The following is a 17569-nucleotide window of genomic DNA, read 5'->3' as shown; positions in this document are numbered from 1 at the left end:
TCAGTACACCGGGCCCGTGTACTTCTCGCCCGGCCCCTGTCCCGGCGCGTCCGGCACGGCCGAGGCCTCCCGGAACGCCTTCTGAAGCGACTGCAGCCCGTCCCGCAGGGGAGCCGCGTGGGCGCCCAGGTACTCGCCGGAGGCGGTCACCAGGCCGGCCAGCGCCGTGATGAGCCGCCTCGCCTCGTCCAGGTCCCGCAGGGGGCTGGAGTCGGGGTCCTCGTCGGCGAGCCCCAGCCGTTCCGCGGCTGCGGACATCAGCATCACGGCCGCCCTGCTGATGATCTCCACGCTGGGGATGGCGTGCAGTTCGCGAACGTTCGGGGAATCTGCGGAGTCCGGGGAATTCCGGGAATCAGCACCGGGCTCGGAAGTGTTGAATGAATCGTCTTGCACGTCTGGTACGATTCCACGTGCGACCAGCCTCCGAGGCATCGGGGGCCGCAAGTGGAGCCCCGCTCCCACCCGAGTCGCCGCTTCAGGTGGCCGGGTCCGGTCACGCGACTGCGAGTGGCGATGTCGTCGCCGTGGTCGCGCGAGCATCCGGTACTCCGGGTGCTGATCGGATCGAGGGCCCCGCACACCAGCCGCGTGTCGGGGCCTGTGGCATGTGGGCACCAGGTCGAGACAGCAGCAATGACCGGCACTTGGACCAAGGAGGCCCCATCAGCTCCGAGACGCGCATCAACGAGCGCATCCGCGTCCCCGAGGTACGCCTCGTGGGACCGAACGGTGAGCAGGTCGGCATCGTCCGTATCGAGGACGCGCTGAGGCTCGCCCAGGAGGCCGACCTCGACCTCGTCGAGGTGGCCCCGCAGGCACGCCCGCCGGTGGCGAAGCTCATGGACTACGGCAAGTTCAAGTACGAAAGTGCCCAGAAGGCCCGTGAGTCCCGCCGCAACCAGCAGCTCACCGTCATCAAGGAACAGAAGCTGCGTCCCAAGATTGACCCGCACGACTACGAGACGAAGAAGGGCCACGTGTCCCGCTTCCTCGAGGCGGGTAACAAGGTCAAGGTGACGATCATGTTCCGCGGGCGTGAGCAGTCGAGGCCGGAGCTCGGGTTCCGCCTGCTGCAGCGACTCGCAGACGACGTGTCCGAGCTGGGCTTCGTGGAGTCGAAGCCGAAGCAGGACGGCCGCAACATGATCATGGTTCTGGCGCCGCACAAGAACGCCAAGGCGAAGTCGAAGGCGACGAAGAACGCGAACAACAGCGGGTCGTGACGGGTTGCCGCCCGCTTCGGCGGGCGGCGAACGGTCGACTCGAAAGTCGCCGGCAGTACGCCACCACGCAGCAGCACACCGGTGATCGGTGTGCTGTCGTATGAGAGAGGTAAGAATGCCGAAGAACAAGTCCCACAGCGGGATGTCGAAGCGCGTCCGCGTGACGGGCAGCGGCAGGATCCGGCGCCAGCAGGCCGGCCGCAGGCACCTCATGGAGAAGAAGTCGAGCAGGGTGACCCGCAGGCTCGAGGGCACCACCGACGTCGCGGCCCAGGACGTGCGCCGCGTCAAGCGGCTGCTCGGCCGCTGAAACCAGCTCCTCTCCGTAACCACCGGGGCGCCTCAGGCGCCCCCCGACACGACAGGATGGACCCGTGGCACGCGTCAAGCGGGCGGTCAACGCCCAGAAGAAGCGTCGCGCAACTCTCGAAATGGCCCGTGGCTACCGCGGCCAGCGTTCGCGCCTGTACCGCAAGGCCAAGGAGCAGATGCTCCACTCGCTGAACTACGCCTACCGGGACCGCCGCGCCCGCAAGGGTGACTTCCGTCAGCTGTGGATCACCCGGATCAACGCGGCCGCCCGGCAGAACGGCGTGACCTACAACCGCTTCATCCAGGGGCTCAAGGCCGCCGGTGTCGAGGTGGACCGCAAGATCCTCGCCGACCTCGCGGTGAACGACGCCGCCGCGTTCGCCTCGCTCGCCGAGGTGGCGAAGCAGAACCTGCCCGCCGACGTGAAGAAGTCGGCCTGAGCACCAGGCATCAGCGACCCGAGGCCGTTCCGTTCACCCACAGAACGCCTCGGGTCGCTGCGGCACGTCGCCTGACCCGGCGGTCGGCCCGTGAGGAGACGGGCCGTTTCCTCGCCGAGGGAGCCCAGGCGGTCAGAGAGGCACTGCGGTACGGCCGCGTGCACGAACTCTTCGTCACCGAGGAGGCGGCGCGGCGGCATCCCGAACTGGTCGCCGAGGCCCCCACGGTCTCCACGATCACCGCCCGCGCGGCGGAGTTGCTGTCCGAGACGGTGACGCCGCAGGGCCTCGTGGCCGTGTGCGACACGGTCACGGTCGACGTCCACGCCGCACTGTCCGGCTCCCCGCGTCTGGTGGCCGTGCTGGTGGACATCGCCGATCCCGGCAACGCGGGAACGGTGCTGAGGGTGGCCGACGCCGCCGGTGCCGACGCCGTGGTCTTCGCCGGACGCTGTGTCGACGTGCACAACGGCAAGTGCGTGCGAGCCTCCACCGGCAGTCTTTTCCACCTCCCGGTCGCGGTGGAACCGGACGTGGACCGAGTTCTCGATGCGTGTGGACGTGCCGGGCTGACCACGATCGCCGCCGACGGTTACGCCGACGCGGACCTGACGACGGCCGAGCAACTGGACCGGCCGACCGCGTGGCTGTTCGGCAACGAGGCACACGGTCTTCCGGACGACGTGGTGGCCAGAAGTGACAGTGCGGTGCGCGTTCCGTTGTACGGCAAGGCGGAGAGTCTCAACCTCGCCACGGCCGCGGCCGTGTGCCTCTACGCCAGTGCTGTCCGGCACCGTTCCTGACGGAGGGTGACGGGCGGTCGTTCACGCCGCTCACCTAGAATTCCGCATGTAATCGCTGACGTGCGCTCTCGCTCGCGTACAGCCCTTCCCATGTGGAGCGGACGTTAGAGGAGCTATGTCCGAAGCCTTGGAGAAGCAAGAGCCCGAGTCGGCCGACAGGGTTGCGCCCGAGACGTTACGGGCTGCTGTCGACGCGGCGAAGAAGGAATTCGCGGCCGCCGCGGATCTGGAGGCCTTGGCCGCGGTCAAGCCTGCGCACTTCGGCGATCAGGCACCGCTTTCGCTCGCCCGTCGGGCCATCGGGAAGCTGCCCAAAGAGCGGAAGTCGGAAGCGGGCAAACTGGTCAACCAGGCTCGCCAGGAGGTGCAAGCCGCGTTCGAGGAACGCCGGGCCGTCCTCCAGGCCGAGCGGGACGAGCGGGTGCTGCGCGAGGAAACGGTCGACGTCACGTTGCCGTGGGACCGCGTGCCGCGCGGGGCGCGCCACCCCATCAGCACGCTCGCGGACCGGATCGCCGACGTGTTCGTCGGCATGGGGTACGAGGTCGCCGAGGGACCGGAACTCGAAGCCGAGTGGTTCAACTTCGACGCGTTGAACTTCGGCAAGGACCACCCGGCGCGCCGGATGGCCGACACGTTCTACGCGGGCTCCGAGGGCTCCAACCTCGTGCTGCGTACCCACACCTCGCCCGTGCAGGCGCGAGCGCTGCTGCACCGCGAGCTGCCCGTGTACATCGTGTGCCCCGGACGTACGTTCCGCACCGACGAGCTGGACGCCACCCACACGCCCGTGTTCCACCAGGTCGAGGGCCTCGCCGTGGACAAGGGGCTCACGATGGCCCATCTCCGCGGGACCCTCGATGCCTTCGCGAAGGCGATGTTCGGCGAGGAGTCCGGCACGCGTTTCCGTCCGCACTTTTTCCCGTTCACCGAGCCCTCCGCCGAGGTCGACGTGTGGTTCCCGGAGAAGAAGGGCGGTCCCGGCTGGGTCGAGTGGGGCGGCTGCGGCATGGTCAATCCGAACGTGCTGCGCGCCTGCGGTGTCGACCCCGACGTCTACTCGGGTTTCGCCTTCGGCATGGGGCTGGAGCGCACTCTCATGTTCCGCAACGGCATCCCGGACATGCGCGACATGGTGGAAGGGGACGTGAGGTTCTCACTTCCCTTCGGAACGGAGGCGTGAATGAAGGTCCCCGCCAGCTGGCTGAGGGAACACCTGGAACTCAGCGAGGATGTCACCAACGATGACATCGCCACCGCCTTCGTGAACCTGGGTATCGAGGTCGAAGGGGTCGAGTCCGTCGGTGAGATCACGGGCCCGCTCGTCATCGGACGGGTCGTCGAGATCGAGGAGCTCACCGGGTTCAAAAAGCCCATCCGCTACTGCCGGGTCGACGTGGGGGCCACCCCCGACCCCGAGAGTGGTGAGGAGCCCGATCCCACCAAGCCGCCGACGAACGGCATCATCTGCGGCGCCACCAACTTCGCGGAAGGCGACCTCGTGGTGGTCGCCCTGCCGGGAACCGTGCTGCCGGGGAACTTCGAGATCTCCGCGCGCAAGACGTACGGCCACGTCAGCGAAGGCATGATCTGCTCCGCGCGGGAACTCGGCATCGGCGAGGACCACGCCGGGATCCTGGTGCTGCCGCCGGGAACGGCCGACCCCGGCGCGGACGCGCGTGAGGTGCTGGACCTCGCTGACACGGTCTTCGAACTGACTCCCACCCCGGACCTCGGTCACACGTTGTCGGTGCGGGGACTCGCGCGAGAGCTGGCGTGCGCTTTCGACGTGCCCTACGGCGACCCGGCTCACCGAGAAGTGCCGGAGCCCGAGGGCGAGGCGTGGCCGGTGCGGATCGAGGACCCGGAGGGCTGCCGCCGTTTCGTGCTGCGCAGGGTCACCAACCTCGATGCGGGAGCGCCGACCCCGTGGTGGATCCAGCGCCGCCTGTTGCTGGCGGGGATGCGTCCGATCTCGCTCGCCGTGGACATCACGAACTACGTGATGTTGGAGCTGGGCCACCCGTTGCACGCGTTCGACACGGCGTCCGTGAAGGGCGACCTCGTGGTGCGACGCGCGAAGCCGGGCGAGACGTTGACGACGCTCGACGACGTCGAGCGCACGCTCGACCCGGACGACGTGGTGATCGCGGACGACAGCGGGGTCATCTCGCTCGCGGGCACCATGGGCGGCGCGAGCACGGAAATTCGCGACGACAGTGTCGACGTGTTGTTGGAGGCCGCGCACTGGGACCCGGCCTCGATCAGCAGGACGGCGCGCAGGCACAACTTGTTCTCGGAGGCCGCTCGGCGGTTCGAGCGTTTCACCGACCCCGAGCTGTGCGCGGTCGCGGTCGAGGTGGCGGCGCGCCTGCTGCGCCAGTACGGCGACGGCAGCATCCGCCCCGGTCGTACCGACGTGGGGAACGTGGAGCCCGCCGCGCCGATCACCATGCCCATCAACCTTCCCGACCGGGTCGCCGGGGTGAAGTTCGAGCGTGGTGTCACGGTGCGCAGGCTGACCCAGATCGGTTGCAAGGTCTCCGTGGGAACGGCGGACGACGGCACCGCCGTGGTCACCGCCGTGCCGCCGAGCTGGCGTGGTGACCTCGCGCAGCCCGCCGACCTCGTCGAGGAGGTGCTGCGGCTGGAGGGCTACGACACCATCCCGTCGGTGTTGCCCGCGGCCCCCGCGGGGCGTGGGTTGACGCCGACGCAGCGTCGCCGTCGGTCGGTCTCGCGGGCACTCGCCGAGGCCGGTTACGTGGAGGTGCTCCCGTTCCCGTTCGTCTCGCCGTCCACATGGGACGACTTCGGGCTGGCCGACGACGACCCGCGCAGGCGTTCCGTCCCGGTGCTCAACCCACTGGAGTCGGAGAAGAACCAGCTGGCCACCACCCTTCTGCCGGGATTGCTGGAGACGTTGCAGCGCAACATCTCCCGAGGCTTCCGGGACGTCGCCCTCTACCACGTGGGCCAGGTGGTGTTGCCGGGGTCGGAGCAGACCGCCGCACCGGACCCCGGCGTGGACCGGTGCCCGTCCGACGACGAACTCGCCGCTTTGGAGCGGGCGGTGCCCGACCAGCCGGTGCACGTGGCGGTCGTGCTGGCCGGTGAGCGGCGCCGCTCCGGTTGGTGGGGCAAGGGCGAAGCCGCGACGTGGGCCGATGCCGTGCAGGCCGCGCGACTGGTGGGCGAGGTCTCCGGTGTGGACCTCGACATCGAGGCGGCGGAGGTCATGCCGTGGCATCCGGGGCGTTGCGCGCGGCTGTCGATCGACGGTCGCACCGTCGGGTACGCCGGTGAGCTGCACCCCAAGGTGGTCGAGAAGCTCGGCCTGCCGAAGCGGACCGCCGTGATGGAACTCGACCTCGACGCGATTCCGGTGGTGGACCGGAAGCCCGCCCCGTTCATCTCGCCGTTTCCGCCGGTGCTGCTCGACGTGGCGCTCGTCGTCGACACCGACGTGTCGGCCCGATCGCTCGCGGCAGTGCTGCGTGAGGGCGCGGGCGAGTTGGTGGAGGACGTGTCGTTGTTCGACCTCTACGAGGGTGAGCAGATCGGTGAGGGGAAGCGGTCGCTCGCCTACAAGTTGCGGTTCCGCGCGCCCGATCGCACGTTGACCGTCGAGGAGGCCACGAAGGCGCGAGACGCCGCCGTGGCCCTGGCCGGTGAGCGTTTCGGCGCGGTACTGCGAGGCTGACAGCGCGGGTTCGGTGGCCGCTCACCTCTCCGGTGGGCGGCCACTCGACTATTCCCCGAACTCATCCGCCCGTCGTCCTTCCACGAACGGAAGCATCACCCTTTTCGGGAACTGTGGGAGGACTGTCACGCCGATAACATCGAACATATGTTCGAGTTTTCGAGTGATGGTGCGCCCGGCTTTGATTGGGTTTGCATGGTCATGCATAATCATTCGTATGACCGTCAAGGCAGCGGTGGCCGGCGCGACCGGCTACGCGGGTGGAGAGCTGTTGCGACTCCTGCTCGCGCACCCGGACGTGGAAATCGGTGCACTCACGGCCGCGAGTAGCGCGGGCACCTCACTCGGGCAGCACCAGCCGCATCTCGGGCCTTTGGCCGACCGCCTCGTCCAGGAGACCACACCCGAGACGTTGGCGGGGCACGACGTGGTATTTCTCGCCCTGCCTCATGGCCACTCCGCGGACATCGCCGCCCAGCTGGGAAGCGACACGCTCGTGATCGATCTCGGCGCCGACCACCGGCTGGTGAACGCCGCCGACTGGGAACGGTGGTACGGCGGCGAGCACGCCGGCACGTGGCCCTACGGGCTTCCCGAATTGCCCGGCGGCCGGGAGGCTCTGCGCGGCACGAAGCGGGTCGCGGTGCCCGGCTGCTTCCCGACGGGCGGATCGCTCGCGTTGGCCCCCGCGTTCGCCGCCGGGCTGGTCCGGCCCGAGGCGACGATTGTTTCGGTGACCGGGACCTCGGGCGCGGGCAAGAGCCTGAAACCGCACCTGCTCGGGTCCGAGGTGATGGGCTCCGCGAGCGCCTACGGCGTCGGCGGTGCGCACCGGCACACCCCGGAATTCGCCCAGAACCTCAGCGCGGTCGCGGGACGTCCCGTGACGGTGTCCTTCACCCCGGTACTCGCCCCGATGCCGCGCGGCATCCTCACCACCGCCACGGCCCCGCTCGCCGGGGACGCCACCCCCCACGCGGTGCGGAGTGTCTACGAGAAGGCCTACGGTGACGAGCCCTTCGTCTCGGTGCTGCCCGAGGGCACGTGGCCGACGACGGCCGCCACGGTCGGATCCAACATGGTGCTGCTCCAGGTGGCGGTGGACGCCGACGCCGGACGCCTCGTCGTGGTGGCCGCGATCGACAACCTCACCAAGGGCACGGCGGGTGCGGCCGTGCAATCGATGAACATCGCCCTCGATCTCCCCGAGACCACCGGGCTGCCGATGACGGGAGTCGCCCCATGATGGTCGTTCCTCATCCCACGGAGGTCGGACTGTGACGGTCACCGCGCCCCAAGGATTTCGCGCCTCCGGTGTCGCCGCGGGACTGAAGCCCAGCGGCAAGCCGGACGTCGCCCTCGTCGTCAACGACGGTCCGTCCGACGTGGCGGCGGCCGTGTTCACCACCAACCGGTGCAAGGCGAACCCGGTGCTGTGGAGCGAGCAGGTGATGGCCGATCGTCGCGCGAAGGCCGTGGTGCTCAACTCCGGCGGAGCCAACTGCTACACCGGGCCGACCGGCTTCCAGACCACCCACGCCTCGGCGGAGCTGGTCGCCCAACGGCTGGGATTCGGGGCCATCGACGTCGTCGTGTGCTCCACCGGCCTGATCGGCGAGGAGCTCGACCGCGACAAGCTGACCGCGGGTATCGAGAAGGCCGTCACCGAGCTGTCGACGCGGGGTGGGGCCGCCGCGGCCGAAGCGATCATGACCACCGACACGCGCAGCAAGCAGACCGTGCGCGAAGGCGACGGCTACACGATCGGCGGCATGGCGAAGGGAGCGGGCATGCTCGCGCCCGCGCTCGCCACGATGCTGGTCGTGGTGACCACCGACGCGGCGATCGACTCCGAGACGGCGGATCGGGCGTTGCGCGCCGCCACCAGGGTGACCTTCGACCGGTTGGACTCCGACGGCTGCATGTCGACCAACGACACCGTGTTGCTGATGTGCAGCGGCGCGTCCGGAAAGACGCCGGATGCCGACGAGTTCACGGCCTTGCTGACCGAGGTGTGCCACGACCTCGCCCAGCAGTTGCTCGGCGACGCGGAGGGGTCCGAACACGACATCGCGATCCAGGTGGTCAACGCCGCCACCGAGGACGACGCTCTCGCGGTCGGCAGGGCCATCGCCCGCAGCAACCTGTTCAAGACCGCGGTGTACGGGAAGGACCCCAACTGGGGCCGTATCCTCGCCGCCGTCGGCACGACCGAGGCCGCGTTCGAGCCTTCCGAATTGGACGTCGCCTTCAACGGCGTATGGATCTGCCGCGGTGGCGCGCCGGGGGAACCCAGGGACGCCGTGGACCTGTCCGGTCGTGAGGTCACCGTGACCGTAGACCTCAAGGCGGGGCAGCAGTCGGCGACGATCTGGACCAACGACCTGACCAAGGCATACGTACACGAGAACTCGGCGTATTCGACATGACGGGCAAACGCTCCACCATCTCGGCCGACGAACGGCTCGCGACCGCCGCGGAGAAGGCGGGCGTGCTGATCGAAGCACTTCCGTGGTTGCAACGCTTCCACGGCGCCACGGTCGTCGTGAAGTACGGCGGCAACGCGATGGTCGACGACGAACTGAAACGAGCCTTCGCGCAGGACATGGTGTTCCTCCGCCTCGCGGGCCTGCGTCCGGTCGTCGTCCACGGCGGTGGCCCGCAGATCACCGCGATGCTCGACCGTTTGGGAATCGACGGCGAGTTCAAAGGCGGGCTTCGGGTGACGACGCCCGAGACGATGGACGTCGTGCGAATGGTGCTGGTCGGCCAGGTGAGTCGGGAACTGGTCGGACTGATCAACGCGCACGGCCCCTACGCCGTGGGGATCTCGGGCGAGGACGCCCGCCTCTTCACGGCGGAGCGCAAGAAGGCCACTGTGGACGGTCAAGCCGTCGACGTCGGGCTCGTCGGGGAAGTCGTCGACGTGAACCCGGACGCCGTGCTCGACATCGTGAACGCGGGCCGCATCCCGGTGGTGTCCACGGTGGCGCCGGACGCGGACGGCGTCGTCCACAACGTCAATGCCGACACGGCGGCCGGCGCGCTCGCCGCGGCGCTGGGAGCCGAGAAGCTCGTGGTGCTGACCGACGTGGAGGGCCTCTACGCGAACTGGCCCGACCGCTCCTCCCTGGTCGACCGCATCGACGCCGACGAACTTGCCGAGCTCCTGCCGAGCCTGGCCAGCGGAATGATCCCGAAGATGGAAGCGTGCCTGCGTGCCATCCGAGGCGGGGTGCGCCGCGCGCACGTGATCGACGGCCGACTCGCGCACTCCGTGTTGCTGGAAGTGTTCACGTCGAGGGGCATCGGAACCATGGTCGTACCGAGCAAGGGGGACAGCCATGTCCAATGAGGACGCACAAGCACGGTGGCGTTCCGTGATGATGAACAACTACGGCACCCCGATGGTGAACCTGGTCCGCGGGGAGGGTGCCGTGGTGTGGGACGCCGACGGCCGCCGCTACCTCGACTTCGTCACGGGTATCGCGGTCAACGCGCTCGGACACGCCCACCCCGCCGTGGTGTCGGCCGTGACCCGACAGATCGCGACGCTCGGGCACACCTCGAACCTCTACCTCAACGAGCCCGCGCTGACACTGGCGGAGCGGCTGCTGGAACTGTCCGGCATCGCGGACGGCAAGGTGCTGTTCTGCAACTCCGGCGCCGAAGCCGTGGAAGCGGCCTTCAAACTGACCCGGCGCACGGGCAGGACCACCGTCGTCGCCACCGAGGGCGGTTTCCACGGACGCACGATGGGCGCCCTGGCCCTGACCGGCCAACCCGGCAAGCGAGAGCCCTTCGAGCCGCTGGTGCCCGGTGTGCGGCACGTGCCGTACGGCGACGTCGCGGCGCTGGAACGGGCCGTCGACTCCGACACCGCCGCTTTTTTCGTGGAACCCGTCCAGGGCGAGAACGGCGTCGTGGTCCCCGGCGAGGACTACCTGAAAGCCGCCAGGGAGATCACCCGCAGGCACGGCGCCCTGCTCGTGGTCGACGAAGTTCAGACGGGCATCGGCAGGCTCGGAAGCTGGTTCGCCTACCAGCGAGCGGGAATCCAACCGGATGTGGTGACCTTGGCGAAGGGACTCGGGGGCGGCCTGCCGCTCGGCGCCTGCCTGGCGTTCGGCGAGGCCGCGACCCTCTTCGAGCCCGGCCAGCACGGCACGACGTTCGGCGGCAACCCGGTCTGTTGCGCGGCGGGGCTCGCGGTCCTCGACACCATCGCCGCGAATGGCCTGCTCGACCACGCCACGGCACTCGGCAAGGAGATCGCGGCCGGCGTGGAACGCCTCGAACACCCACTGGTGCGCACGGTCCGCGGAACGGGCCTGTTACTCGGTGTGGTGCTGAACGGCGCCGCCTCGGCGGGAGTCGCCGCGGCCGCTCAGCGAGCCGGTTTCCTCGTCAATCCCGTCCAGCCCGACGTGATCAGGCTGGCACCTCCGTTGATCGTCAGCCGAGAGCAGGCCGACGCCCTGCTCACCGCACTACCAGAGGCCCTCGACGCCGCCACTTCGAAGGACGACTGAAACATGCCACGCCATTTCCTCCGCGACGACGACCTCACTCCCGGTGAGCAGGCCGAGGTCCTCGATCTCACCGCCAAGTTCAAGCAACAGCCGTACGGCGACGCGCTCGCCGGGCCGAAGACGATCGCGGTGATCTTCGAGAAGAACTCGACGCGTACCCGCTTCTCCTTCGAGGCCGGGATCAGCCAACTCGGCGGTCACGCCATCGTCGTCGACGGTCGCACCATGCAGTTGGGGCGCGAGGAGACCATCGGCGACACCGCGCGCGTGCTGTCCCGCTACACCGACCTGGTGGTGTGGCGCACGTTCGGTCAGGAACGGATCGACGAGTTCGCGGCGGCTGCCACGGTTCCCGTCGTGAACGCCCTCACCGACGAATTCCACCCCTGCCAGATCCTCGCCGACCTCTTCACCATACGTGAGCGCAAGGGCACGCTCGCGGGGCTTACGCTCACCTACCTCGGCGACGGAGCCAACAACATGGCTCATTCCCTGTTGCTGGGGGGTGTCACGGCGGGAATGCACGTTCGGGTCGCCGCCCCGGAAGGGTTCCACCCGCTTCCCCACGTGCTCGACGCGGTGGCCAAGCGCGCGGCGGAGACCGGCGGAAGCGCCACCGTGTTCACCGACCCCCACGCGGCGGTGGACGGCGCCGACGTGGTGACCACGGACGCATGGACCTCCATGGGACAGGAAGGCGACGGCAAGGACCGGGTGACGCCGTTCCTGCCCTACCAGGTGAACACCGACCTGCTCGCCCGGACCGGCAAGGACACCATCGTGCTGCACGACCTGCCCGCGCACCGCGGCATGGAGATCACCGACGAGGTGATCGACGGACCCGCCAGCGCGGTGTGGGACGAAGCGGAGAATCGGTTGCACGCACAAAAAGCACTTCTGGTGTGGTTGCTGCAACAGGAGCGACGATGACCGCGCAGTCTTACCGAGCCACCGCTACGGGCGGGATAAACCGAGCTCGACGCCATGCGAGAATCACCGAGCTGGTGTCGAGCATGGCCATCCGCAGCCAGACCGAGCTGGCGAAGTTGCTCGCGGCGGAAGGCATCGAGGTCACCCAGGCGACGTTGTCACGGGATCTCGACGAGCTGGGTGCCGTGAAGCTCAGGGGCGCGGACTCGGGCGCCCCCGTCTACGTGATTCCCGAGGACGGGAGCCCGGTCAGAGGCGTGCAGGGCGGCACGACCCGGCTGTCTCGCCTGCTCGCCGAGTTCATGGTCTCGGCGGACGCCTCGGGCAATCTCATGGTGCTGCGTACCCCTCCGGGCGCAGCGCAGTTTCTGGCCAGCGCCATCGACAGGGCAGCGCTGGACGAGGTCGTCGGCTCGATCGCCGGTGACGACACGATCGCCGTGATCGCCAGGGAACCGTTGACCGGTAAGGAACTGGCCGAACGATTCACCGCACTGGCACAGCGATCGTCCAATACGGACGCAAACGTGAATGAGGAGAAGGACAATGACTGAGCGGGTGGTGCTCGCGTACTCGGGCGGGCTCGACACCTCCGTGGCGATCGGCTGGATCGCCGAGGAAACCGGTGCTGAGGTGATCGCCGTCGCCGTCGACCTCGGCCAGGGCGGTGAGGACCTGGAGACCATCCGCAAGCGCGCGCTCGACTGCGGTGCCGTCGAGGCGGTCGTGGCCGACGCGCGTGAGGAGTTCGCCAACGAATACTGCCTCCCGGCACTGCAGGCGAACGCGCTCTACATGGACCGTTACCCGCTCGTGTCCGCGCTGTCCCGGCCGCTGATCGTCAAGCACCTCGCCGAGGCGGCCAAGTACCACGGCGCCACCACGGTGGCGCACGGCTGCACGGGCAAGGGCAACGACCAGGTGCGCTTCGAGGTGGGCATCGGCGCACTCGCTCCGGACCTGAACGTGATCGCGCCCGTGCGTGACTTCGCGTGGACCCGCGAGAAGGCGATCTCCTACGCCGAGGAACGCAACCTGCCGATCGACGTCACGAAGAAGTCGCCGTTCTCCATCGACCAGAACGTCTGGGGACGCGCGGTGGAGACCGGCGTCCTGGAGGACCTCTGGAACGAGCCTCCGAAGGAGGTCTACTCCTACACGCAGGACCCGACCGTCCACTTCCAGGCTCCCGACGAGGTGGTCATCACCTTCGACAAGGGAGTCCCGGTGGCGATCGACGGCAAGGAGGTCACCGTCCTGGAGGCCATCCAGGAGATGAACCGCCGGGCCGGGGCGCACGGCATCGGCAGGCTCGACATGGTCGAGGACCGGCTGGTGGGCATCAAGAGCCGCGAGGTCTACGAGGCACCGGGCGCCATCGCCTTGATCACGGCGCACCAGGAGCTGGAGAACGTCACGGTCGAGCGCGACCTGGCCCGCTTCAAGCGGCAGGTCGAACAGCGGTGGGGCGAGCTCGTCTACGACGGCCTGTGGTTCTCGCCGCTGAAGGAGGCTCTCGACGGTTTCATCGCCAAGGCCCAGGAACACGTCTCCGGCGACATCCGCATGACCCTGCACGGCGGCACCGCGACGGTCACCGGCCGCCGCAGCGACGAGTCGCTGTACGACTTCAACCTCGCCACCTACGACGAGGGCGACACGTTCGACCAGTCGCTGGCCAAGGGCTTCGTGCAGCTTTGGGGCCTGCCCAGCAAGATCGCCGCCAAGCGGCAGCAGAGCAAGAACAACTGACGCGACGTCACGGCACGGTGAGGCCACTCGCCACAGGTGGGTGCGAGTGGCCTCACCGATACCCGTAACCCGGAAGGGGACACGATGAAGCTGTGGGGTGGACGGTTCTCCGCGGGACCGGCCGAGGCGATGGCGGCGTTGTCCGCGTCGACCCACTTCGACTGGCGGCTGGCGCCGTACGACATTGCGGGCTCTCGCGCCCACGCCCGAGTGCTGCACCGGGCGGGACTGCTGACCGACACCGAACTCGCGGACATGCTCGCCGCGCTCGACAGACTCGCCGAGGACGTGGAGTCGGGCGCGTTCACCCCGACCGTGGCCGACGAGGACGTGCACACCGCGCTGGAGCGAGGGCTCCTGGAGCGCGCGGGGGAGGAACTCGGTGGGAAGCTCCGGGCGGGCAGGTCGCGCAACGACCAGGTGGCCACGCTCTTCCGCATGTGGCTTCGTGACGCCGCCCGACGCGTGGCGTCCGGCACCCTCGACGTCATCGAGGCCCTCGTCGCGCAGGCCGAACGTCATCCCGACGCCGTGCTCCCCGGCCGTACCCACCTCCAGCACGCCCAGCCGGTCCTGCTCGCCCACCACCTGCTGGCTCACGCCCAGGCGCTGGTCCGGGACCTCGGCAGGCTTCGCGACTGGGACGCGCGCGCGGCCGAATCGCCGTACGGATCGGGCGCGTTGGCCGGGTCGTCGCTGGGCCTCGACCCGGAGGCCGTCGCCCACGAGCTGGGCTTTCCCACCTCGGTGGACAACTCCATCGACGGCACGGCGTCCCGTGACTTCGCCGCCGAGTTCTGTTTCGCCGTCGCGATGCTCGGCGTGAACCTCTCGCGGATCGCCGAGGAAGTCATCATCTGGAACACCGCCGAGTTCGGGTACGTGACCCTCGACGACGCGTGGGCCACCGGCAGCTCGATCATGCCCCAGAAGAAGAACCCGGACGTGGCCGAACTCACCAGGGGCAAGGCCGGCCGATTGATCGGTAACCTCACGGGTCTGCTGGCTACGTTGAAGGCGCAACCGTTGGCCTACAACCGCGATCTGCAGGAGGACAAGGAGCCGGTCTTCGACTCCGTGGAGCAACTCGAACTGCTCCTGCCCGCGATCGCCGGGATGATCGCGACCTTGACGTTCCACACCGACCGGCTCGCCGAACTCGCGCCCGCCGGGTTCACGCTCGCCACCGACATCGCCGAATGGCTGGTCCGTCGGGGTGTTCCCTTCCGGCGCGCCCACGAGGCGGCCGGGGAGTGCGTGCGCGTCGCGGAGGGCCGCGGCGTGGGGCTGGAGGAGCTGACCGACGAGGAGTTCGCCGCGATCCACCCCGCGCTGACATCGGAGGTGCGTTCGGTGCTCACGGTCCAGGGCTCCGTGGCGTCCCGCGACGCCCGAGGAGGGACGGCCCCGAACCGGGTGGCCGAGCAGCGGGAACGGCTGGTGGCCCGACTGGCCGAGCTGCGGGCCTGGGCGACGCGGGAGGCGTAGGCCGCCCATTACCCTGGGTCGCGGTGAGTCGCGAGGGGAGTGCGGTGACGGACGAGACTGTGACACGGCGGTTGGCCCGTCGTGAGGAATTGGAGATCGATCCGCTGGACCTGGCTTTGAACCTGCTGGGCAGCGAGATCGAGTCACGCAGTGATCAGGGCACGGTCCGAGTCCGTCTCGTGGAGGTCGAGGCGTATCGCGGCTTGGACGACCCGGCGTCGCACTGCTATCGCGGACGGACGCCCCGGAACGAGGTGATGTGGGGCCCCGCAGGGCACCTCTACGTGTATTTCGTCTACGGAATGCACTTCTGCGCCAACGTCGTCGGCTTGAAGGACGGCGAGCCGGGCGCCGTGCTGTTGCGCGCGGGGGAGATTGTCGAGGGGCGGGAACTCGCTCGGGCCCGGCGCCCCACCGCGCGTGGCGGCGGGCTCGTGGCGAAGGGACCCGCCGTGCTGACCTCCGTCCTGGGGCTCGACCGTGCTCACAACGGCCTCGACCTCACCGACCCCGACTCGCCGGTGCGGTTGCTGCTCGGCGAGCCGGTGAGCCGAGAGGCCATCCGGTCGGGCCCGCGCGTCGGCGTGGCCGCCGCGAAGGACGTGCCGTGGCGGTTCTGGATCGACGGCTCACCGGCCGTCAGTACGTACCGCCGCAACGGGCGCGCCCGGCGCCGGTTGTGAACCCGGCGGGCGGGTCCCCGGTCTCGGGCATCTGAACTTCAGTCGAAGAAGCGTGGCCCCGTCCCCGTGACCGTGGTGTTCCGCGAGGTAGGGACAATGGGGCCCGTGAGCGAGCACATTCTTGACGAGCTGTCCTGGCGCGGCCTGATCGCGCAGTCCACCGACCTCGATGCGTTGCGGCGAGATCTGGACAACGGTCCGCTCGTCGTCTATACGGGCTTCGACCCGACGGCGCCCAGCCTGCACGCCGGTCACCTCGTGCAGATGCTCATGCTGCGACGGTTCCAGAACGCGGGGCACCGTCCGGTGTTGTTGGCCGGCGGGGGCACCGGCCTGATCGGTGACCCGAGGGAGGTCGGCGAGCGGGTGCTCCACTCCGAGGAGCAGGTTCGGGAGTGGGCCGACCGGCTTCGGGGCCAGCTCGCTCGGTTCGTGGACTTCGACCACCCCGACGTGAAGCCGATCGAGGTGAACAACCTCGACTGGCTCGGTTCGATGACCGTGCCCACGTTCCTCCGAGACATCGGCAAGCACTTCTCGATCAACACGATGCTTGCGCGGGAGACGATCAAACGCAGGCTCGGGGGTGAGGGCATCTCCTACACCGAGTTCAGTTACATGCTGCTCCAGGCGACGGACTACCGGGAGCTGTTCGAGCGCTACAACGTTCGTCTCCAGCTGGGCGGCTCCGACCAGTGGGGCAACATCGTCGCCGGCGTGGACCTCATCCGCCGGGTGCACGGCGCCCAGGTGCACGCGCTGACCACGCCGTTGATCACGGACTCGGAGGGGCGCAAGCTCGGCAAGTCGACCGGCGGCGGCAATGTGTGGCTCGACCCGGAGATGACGTCGCCGTACGCGTGGTACCAGTACTTCCTCAACCTGCCCGACGCCGATGTTGTGCGTTGCCTCAAGTTGTTGACCTTCCTCGACGCTGACGAGATCGGGGAGCTGGAGACGGCGACGAAGGAACGACCCGCCGCACGGCAGGCGCAACGTCGGCTCGCGCAGGAGCTGACGGACCTCGTGCACGGCCCCGAGCAGACCCGGCAGGTCGTCGCCGCTAGCCAAGCGCTGTTCGGTCGTGGTGAGTTGCGAGAACTCGACGCGGCGACCTTGGACGCGGCCATGGCCGAGGTGCCCACGGGCGAGGTGAAGCTCTCCGAAGGGCCCACCATCGTCGATCTGCTCGTGGCCGGCGGGTTGGTTGACAGCAAGGGCGCGGCCCGCCGCACCGTGAAGGAAGGCGGCGCCTACGTGAACAACACCAAGATCACCCAAGAGGACTGGGCGCCGGAGCTGTCGGACGCCCTGCACGGTCGTTGGCTCGTGGTGCGCCGAGGCAAGAAGACCCTGGCCGGTGTTCGCGTGCGGTAGTGACCGACGACCGCGACGGCCGATTCAACCGAAGGCCACCGATCTCCCGCGAGGCGGGCGGATCGGTGGCCTTCGCCGTTCGAGGCCTCGATTAGGCCTCTGACCTGCGATGATGCAGTTTAAGGGACCCCCCTGTTCGAGGGGTTTTTTGGGGGGTGTAATCTTTTGTTCGTCGCCGGGGAGACCGGCCGGGACCGGAAAGCGGTTCGGGGCGGGTTACTCGGTGGGGAATGGCGAACCAAGCTCCCACGGTTGTGGTAGAGTGGGCCTTCCCGGTTGGGTGTGACTGCTTCATCGCTGGTTTTGGTGGTGGGGTGGGTTGC

17 protein-coding genes are annotated in these 17569 nt (G+C 68.8%); 16 read left to right on the top strand and 1 reads right to left on the bottom strand.

Translation table 11 applies throughout. The annotated features are described in order from the left end of the window. Positions 1 to 396, bottom strand: a complete 396-nt coding sequence (locus SACGLDRAFT_RS13960; protein WP_005465460.1) for a DUF1844 domain-containing protein — start codon at positions 394 to 396, stop codon at positions 1 to 3. A 212-nt stretch (positions 397 to 608) separates the two neighbouring features. On the opposite strand from SACGLDRAFT_RS13960, the gene infC reads away from it, so the two are divergent. From infC to tyrS, 16 genes are all read left to right on the top strand, one after another. Beyond that, positions 609 to 1226: a translation initiation factor IF-3 gene (gene infC, locus SACGLDRAFT_RS13955; RefSeq protein ID WP_085978106.1), complete on the top strand. Its 618-nt coding sequence runs from the start codon at positions 609 to 611 to the stop codon at positions 1224 to 1226. A gap of 115 nt (positions 1227 to 1341) precedes the next feature. Then, positions 1342 to 1536 carry a 50S ribosomal protein L35 gene (rpmI, locus tag SACGLDRAFT_RS13950; protein ID WP_005457906.1) on the top strand — a complete coding sequence of 65 codons (195 nt, stop codon included), beginning with the start codon at positions 1342 to 1344 and terminating at the stop codon, positions 1534 to 1536. 64 nt (positions 1537 to 1600) lie between these two features. Then, positions 1601 to 1978, top strand: a complete 378-nt coding sequence (gene rplT / locus SACGLDRAFT_RS13945; RefSeq protein ID WP_005465457.1) for a 50S ribosomal protein L20 — start codon at positions 1601 to 1603, stop codon at positions 1976 to 1978. Beyond that, positions 1975 to 2781, top strand: coding sequence for a TrmH family RNA methyltransferase (locus SACGLDRAFT_RS13940; RefSeq protein ID WP_005465456.1), 807 nt, complete (start codon positions 1975 to 1977; stop codon positions 2779 to 2781). The genes rplT and SACGLDRAFT_RS13940 overlap by 4 nt, the downstream gene beginning before the upstream one ends. Before the next feature lie 115 nt (positions 2782 to 2896). Then, the gene (gene pheS, locus SACGLDRAFT_RS13935; RefSeq protein ID WP_005465455.1) at positions 2897 to 3964 is read left to right on the top strand and encodes a phenylalanine--tRNA ligase subunit alpha; all 1068 of its coding nucleotides are present in this window, start codon (positions 2897 to 2899) and stop codon (positions 3962 to 3964) included. Continuing rightward, positions 3965 to 6484 carry a phenylalanine--tRNA ligase subunit beta gene (gene pheT, locus SACGLDRAFT_RS13930; protein WP_005465454.1) on the top strand — a complete coding sequence of 840 codons (2520 nt, stop codon included), beginning with the start codon at positions 3965 to 3967 and terminating at the stop codon, positions 6482 to 6484. It begins immediately after the preceding gene. 217 nt (positions 6485 to 6701) lie between these two features. Then, on the top strand, positions 6702 to 7730 hold the full coding sequence (gene argC / locus SACGLDRAFT_RS13925) for an N-acetyl-gamma-glutamyl-phosphate reductase (protein WP_040919067.1): 1029 nt from the start codon (positions 6702 to 6704) through the stop codon (positions 7728 to 7730). A 31-nt stretch (positions 7731 to 7761) separates the two neighbouring features. Continuing rightward, a complete protein-coding gene (gene argJ / locus SACGLDRAFT_RS13920; RefSeq protein WP_005465451.1) occupies positions 7762 to 8913 on the top strand; it encodes a bifunctional glutamate N-acetyltransferase/amino-acid acetyltransferase ArgJ in 1152 nt (383 codons plus the stop codon). Next, positions 8910 to 9839, top strand: a complete 930-nt coding sequence (gene argB / locus SACGLDRAFT_RS13915; RefSeq protein WP_005465449.1) for an acetylglutamate kinase — start codon at positions 8910 to 8912, stop codon at positions 9837 to 9839. Before argJ ends, argB begins: the two co-directional genes overlap by 4 nt. After that, positions 9829 to 11016, top strand: coding sequence for an acetylornithine transaminase (locus SACGLDRAFT_RS13910; RefSeq protein ID WP_005465448.1), 1188 nt, complete (start codon positions 9829 to 9831; stop codon positions 11014 to 11016). The genes argB and SACGLDRAFT_RS13910 overlap by 11 nt, the downstream gene beginning before the upstream one ends. Before the next feature lie 3 nt (positions 11017 to 11019). Then, a complete protein-coding gene (gene argF, locus SACGLDRAFT_RS13905) occupies positions 11020 to 11946 on the top strand; it encodes an ornithine carbamoyltransferase (RefSeq protein ID WP_005465447.1) in 927 nt (308 codons plus the stop codon). Next, entirely contained in the window at positions 11943 to 12500 is a 558-nt protein-coding gene (locus SACGLDRAFT_RS13900) for an arginine repressor (protein WP_005465446.1), read from the top strand. The genes argF and SACGLDRAFT_RS13900 overlap by 4 nt, the downstream gene beginning before the upstream one ends. Beyond that, positions 12493 to 13698, top strand: a complete 1206-nt coding sequence (locus SACGLDRAFT_RS13895; RefSeq protein ID WP_005465445.1) for an argininosuccinate synthase — start codon at positions 12493 to 12495, stop codon at positions 13696 to 13698. The genes SACGLDRAFT_RS13900 and SACGLDRAFT_RS13895 overlap by 8 nt, the downstream gene beginning before the upstream one ends. Positions 13699 to 13782: 84 nt before the next feature. Further along, positions 13783 to 15186: an argininosuccinate lyase gene (gene argH / locus SACGLDRAFT_RS13890; protein WP_005465444.1), complete on the top strand. Its 1404-nt coding sequence runs from the start codon at positions 13783 to 13785 to the stop codon at positions 15184 to 15186. A gap of 44 nt (positions 15187 to 15230) precedes the next feature. Then, positions 15231 to 15869 (top strand): DNA-3-methyladenine glycosylase, encoded by a 639-nt coding sequence (locus SACGLDRAFT_RS13885; RefSeq protein WP_005465443.1) that lies wholly within the window; start codon positions 15231 to 15233, stop codon positions 15867 to 15869. Between the two features lie 105 nt (positions 15870 to 15974). Next, entirely contained in the window at positions 15975 to 17246 is a 1272-nt protein-coding gene (gene tyrS / locus SACGLDRAFT_RS13880) for a tyrosine--tRNA ligase (RefSeq protein WP_040919996.1), read from the top strand. Positions 17247 to 17569 lie beyond the last annotated feature (323 nt).

The sequence above is a fragment of the Saccharomonospora glauca K62 genome, assembly GCF_000243395.2.
Classification (GTDB): domain Bacteria; phylum Actinomycetota; class Actinomycetes; order Mycobacteriales; family Pseudonocardiaceae; genus Saccharomonospora; species Saccharomonospora glauca.
The sequence above is the reverse complement of the archived record's forward strand: the minus strand, read 5'-3'. Positions and strand labels throughout refer to the sequence as shown.

What these genes read in the sequence shown, in the direction of transcription:
- infC (WP_085978106.1), top strand. Translation starts at nt 609, where the DNA reads ATGTGGGCACCAGGTCGAGACAGCAGCAATGACCGGCACTTGGACCAA.
- SACGLDRAFT_RS13900 (WP_005465446.1), top strand. Translation starts at nt 11,943, where the DNA reads ATGACCGCGCAGTCTTACCGAGCCACCGCTACGGGCGGGATAAACCGA.
- pheS (WP_005465455.1), top strand. Translation starts at nt 2,897, where the DNA reads ATGTCCGAAGCCTTGGAGAAGCAAGAGCCCGAGTCGGCCGACAGGGTT.
- argC (WP_040919067.1), top strand. Translation starts at nt 6,702, where the DNA reads ATGACCGTCAAGGCAGCGGTGGCCGGCGCGACCGGCTACGCGGGTGGA.
- pheT (WP_005465454.1), top strand. Translation starts at nt 3,965, where the DNA reads ATGAAGGTCCCCGCCAGCTGGCTGAGGGAACACCTGGAACTCAGCGAG.
- rpmI (WP_005457906.1), top strand. Translation starts at nt 1,342, where the DNA reads ATGCCGAAGAACAAGTCCCACAGCGGGATGTCGAAGCGCGTCCGCGTG.
- argB (WP_005465449.1), top strand. Translation starts at nt 8,910, where the DNA reads ATGACGGGCAAACGCTCCACCATCTCGGCCGACGAACGGCTCGCGACC.
- argF (WP_005465447.1), top strand. Translation starts at nt 11,020, where the DNA reads ATGCCACGCCATTTCCTCCGCGACGACGACCTCACTCCCGGTGAGCAG.
- argH (WP_005465444.1), top strand. Translation starts at nt 13,783, where the DNA reads ATGAAGCTGTGGGGTGGACGGTTCTCCGCGGGACCGGCCGAGGCGATG.
- SACGLDRAFT_RS13910 (WP_005465448.1), top strand. Translation starts at nt 9,829, where the DNA reads ATGTCCAATGAGGACGCACAAGCACGGTGGCGTTCCGTGATGATGAAC.
- SACGLDRAFT_RS13895 (WP_005465445.1), top strand. Translation starts at nt 12,493, where the DNA reads ATGACTGAGCGGGTGGTGCTCGCGTACTCGGGCGGGCTCGACACCTCC.